Source organism: Pseudooceanicola endophyticus (genome assembly GCF_018760365.1).
Lineage (GTDB): Bacteria > Pseudomonadota > Alphaproteobacteria > Rhodobacterales > Rhodobacteraceae > Pseudooceanicola > Pseudooceanicola endophyticus.
Map to the genome: position 1 here is coordinate 1 of NZ_JAHIAB010000035.1, position 4,016 is coordinate 4,016.

Annotated in this window: 3 protein-coding genes; 2 read left to right on the plus strand and 1 reads right to left on the minus strand. The window is 65.6% G+C overall.

Annotated elements, in window-relative coordinates; all coding sequences use genetic code 11:
• Positions 1-338 precede the first annotated feature (338 nt).
• Positions 339-1,025, minus strand: coding sequence for a DnaA N-terminal domain-containing protein (locus KM176_RS24655; RefSeq protein ID WP_160897246.1), 687 nt, complete (start codon positions 1,023-1,025; stop codon positions 339-341).
• A gap of 392 nt (positions 1,026-1,417) precedes the next feature.
• On the opposite strand from KM176_RS24655, the gene KM176_RS24660 reads away from it, so the two are divergent.
• Both KM176_RS24660 and KM176_RS24665 read left to right on the plus strand, forming a co-directional pair.
• Entirely contained in the window at positions 1,418-2,722 is a 1,305-nt protein-coding gene (locus tag KM176_RS24660) for an AAA family ATPase (protein WP_202398115.1), read from the plus strand.
• On the plus strand, positions 2,719-3,780 hold the full coding sequence (locus KM176_RS24665) for a ParB/RepB/Spo0J family partition protein (RefSeq protein ID WP_160897245.1): 1,062 nt from the start codon (positions 2,719-2,721) through the stop codon (positions 3,778-3,780). The genes KM176_RS24660 and KM176_RS24665 overlap by 4 nt, the downstream gene beginning before the upstream one ends.
• The last annotated feature ends 236 nt before the right edge of the window (positions 3,781-4,016 follow it).

Below are 4,016 nucleotides of genomic sequence, written 5' to 3' on the forward strand. Positions count from 1 at the left end.
GCGCCCTTTACTCAACGGCGCGCCCGCCCAACCAATGTCTCTGAATTTCAACCGCCGAACGCCTCAGCGCCGCCGGTGAAGGGGGTTCTACGGATAACACCAAACGCCCGCAAGCAGAAAAATCGGGTAAATTGAAAAAATCTTCATTAATTCCTTAAGTGTCTGATTTTGATAAGGAATTATAGGTGTTCAGAGGCAAATTTCCGCTCCCTGGGGGGGGATTTGCCGGATTCCACGGCCCTTTTCAGGGAGTCGGTGCACGGGTGATCCCGGGGAAAGCGGGGGGATGTCCGAAGCCGGGTAGGCCGGCCCCCGCGCCACGTCTTCCAGCTGTCCTTTCAGACGAAGACGATGCGGCTGATCGGGCCGTAGACGGTCTCTGCGGCGGTGCGCAGCGGTCGCAGATGATGGGTATCGACATACTGGGCCACGAAGGCCGAGGGCGCGCGCAGGCGCAGCGTACCCTCCTGGGCGCTTTCAAAGCCAAGCTCGGCATACCAGTTCCGGAACAGGCCCGGATCCGAGAGCTGCAGCCGTTCGAGGACCTGGCCCCAGGGGGTCATGGGACCGGGGGCCGGCGCCAGGCTGCGGGTGGCGAAATCGACGCGGACGATGGTGTCGTCCTCGGGGGCGCTGGCCTGGGCCTCCAGGCGGGCGGCGTAGTCCGGGCCGACATCCTGCCAGCTGCCGGCGCTCTGGCGCAGGATCTCGGCCTGGTTCAGCCGGTAGGCGGCGACCTTGCCGCGCAGGCCGGGTCGCAGCTGGAGCAGCAGCTCCGAGGCAAGCAGGCGCTTCACTTCCCGCTTCACGGTGCGTTCGTCGACCTGCCAGAGCTTGGCCATGTCGCGCTGCCCCACCGTCAGTTCGTCGTTCCGCCAGTTGTACCGGGCCGTGATCAGCGCGATAAGCCGCAGCATCGAGGTCCGCTGCGTCGGCGATCCGCGCAGTCCCAGCACCGACAGGGCGGTCAGGAGATCATATTTCTGAGCCCCGGCCTGCTGGCCGATATGTCGCTTGAGATCCATGATCCGGGTTTGCCTGTTTGCTGTGATCGGGGGTCCATGCCGATTCCTCGAGTCACCCTACTGTCTCAAAATCCCGTATTCTGTCAACACGAAGAAGATCCCGGGACGGGGCGGTGACCCTAAACCATTTTCGAAGAAAATTAGGTTTATAGGTTAAGGGGGACACCCTGGGTGTCACCACAACGAGCGTGTTTTGTCACCCCAATGGCCCGAAAATCAAAATCGGTGTCACCAAAACTTTTTCGAATTGTGGATAAAATTTGTCGCCGCGCCGGCTCCGACCGCGAGATGTCGCGCAAAATCTCGAAAAACGCAAAAATCGATTTTTTGGATTTTGCAGTTCTCCAACTTCGCGTTATCCAAATTTCAAAATCAGAAAACGAGAGCCTACCATGCGTGACCACTCCGACCTGCAGAGAATGAACGACAGGAGCCTTGCGCAGCAGGCCGCCGTGCGGCGTGCGACCTTCTCTCCGGCCGAGGAGAAGGTGCTGCGGCCCTTCTCGATCTGGGAGATCAGCCAGTTCATGTTCCATGTCCCGGCCGACACCCTGCGCAAGAAGCTGGCCGACGATCCCTCCCTGCCCCAGGGCGCGGTGGAAGAGGACGGCCGGCAGCGCTGGTTCTCGCTTTCCGACATCAACGAGCTGCGCCGCCGGCTGCGCTTCCGGGGCAAGACCCTGCTGCCGGAGCGCCCGAAGGGCCGGGCGATGCGGGTGGCGGTGTCGAACTTCAAGGGCGGCGTCGGCAAGACGGTGGTGGCCCAGCACCTGGCCAATGCCGCGGCGCTCGACGGCTACCGGGTGCTGGTGGTCGACTTCGACCCCCAGGCGACGCTGACCCATTCCATGGGGCTGGTCGAGGTGAAGGAGTGGAACACCGTCTGGGGCATCATGTGCCGGGACCTGTGCCGGGAGGCCGACCGGATCGCGGCGGTCTACGACGATCCCGCCGACTGCCCCTACCCCACCTCGGACGAGCTGCCCGCCGACGTCCAGTCGATCGGCGCCCAGCGGACCCAGGACTTCATCCAGAAGACCGCCTGGCCGACCATCGACATCATCCCCTCCTGCGCCAATGCCGCCTTCGTGGAATTCGCCTCCGCCCAGTACCGCTCGATCCACAAGGCCTGGAGCTTCTTCGGCTGCATGGCCCGCTACCTCGACGAGCTGCCGGACGACCAGTACGACATCGTCATCTTCGACTGCCCCCCGGCCATCGGCTACCAGTCGCTGAACGCGGCCTTCGCCGCCGACATCCTCTATATCCCCTCGGGTCCCGGCTACTGGGAATACGACAGCACCACCAGCTTCCTCGGCCAGCTCGGCGATGCGCTCGGCGACATCTCCGACGGTTTCTCGCGGGTGGCGGCGGATGCCGGGATCAAGCTGCCCAAGCGCTTCGACGACGTGCGCCTGCTGATGACCCGCTACGAGAGCGCGAACCCCCTGCATGTCGCCATGCTCGAGGCCTTCCAGAACGTCTTCGGCGCCGATGTCTGCAAGCAGCCGATCGAGATGACCCGGGCGGTCGAGCAGTCGGGCCGCTTCCAGATGTCGGTCTACGAGCAGGACTATCGCCAGATGACCCGGGACACCTGGAAGCGCGCCCGCCAGAGCTTCGACGGCGCCTACGAGGAGTTCAAGACCAGCGTCCTGCGGGCCTGGAAGGCGCGGGCCCGGGAGGTCGAGGCATGAGCGGCAAGAACAAGTTCGGGTTCGGTCCGATCGAGGAGACCGATCTGAACAAGCGGCGGCGCGATGTCGGTCCGATGGGGGCCGCCGTGCGCGAGACCGCCCACAGCGTCAACGAGAGCACCGAGAGCCTGGTCGAGCAGCGCCGCCAGAACGCCGCCGATGCCAAGGCCTGGCGTCAGGCCCGGGGCGAGGGTCTGGTCATGGTGCGGGTCCCGGTGGACCGGATCGCCATGGACGACCTGCCCCGGGACCGGCTGGACCTGGAGGGGGTGGCCGCCTCGGACGAGATGGAGGAGCTCAAGGCCTCGATCCGGGCCCGGGGCCAGAAGGAGCCGGTGGAGGTCTTCGCCACCGGGGCGGGCCGGTACCAGCTGAAGAAGGGCTGGCGCCGCCTGACCGCGCTGCGCCAGCTCTACCAGGAGACCGGAGATCCGGCCTTCGGTACGGTGGTGGCCAGGGTCACCGAGGGCGAGGTCAGCCGGATCGACCTCTATATCGACATGGTCGAGGAGAACGTGATCCGCGAGGACCTGAGCTTTGCCGAGATGGCCCAGGTCGCGCTGGCGGCGGCCCGGGACCAGGGGCTGGCAGAGACCGATGCCGAGGCGCTGGTGGGCCGGATCTATGCCTCGCTGCACAAGATGAAACGCTCCTACATCCGCAGCTTCGTCTTCCTGCTGAGCGAGCTCGGCCCGGCGCTGCGCTTTCCAAAGGCGGTCTCGCGCAACCTCGGGGTCGAGGTGGCGCGCAGCCTGCAGGCCGATCCGGGGCGCACGGCAGTCCTGCGGGCCCGGCTGACCGAGGCCGGCAGCCCCGAGGCCCAGACCGCCTTGCTGACCGCCTTCGTGGCGGATCCCGATCCCGCGGTGCTGCCGGGACGCGATCCGAAGCGCCAGAAGAGCGTGAAGTACGAGTTCCACGTCGGGGATTCCAAGGTGACCGCCCGGCGTGGGGAGTGCCGGATCCTGTCCCGGACCGACTTCTCCTCGGTGGACAGGCTGCGGCTGGAACGCGCCATCGAGGCCTTTGAGGCCGTGCTCTACGAGGGGGACACGTAACCCACGGGTTACCCGGTCCGCCATTTACCCCGAGGCGTAACCCACGGGTTACCACCCCGCCATCTGCCCCGAGGCGTAACCCACGGGTTACCCGGTCCCGGGGAGGGCAGGGGTAACCCACGGGTTACCCGGTCCGCCATCTGCCCCGAGGCGTAACCCACGGGTTACCCGGTCCCGGGGAGGGCAGGGGTAACCCACGGGTTACCACTCCGCCATTTGCCCCGAGGCGTAACCCA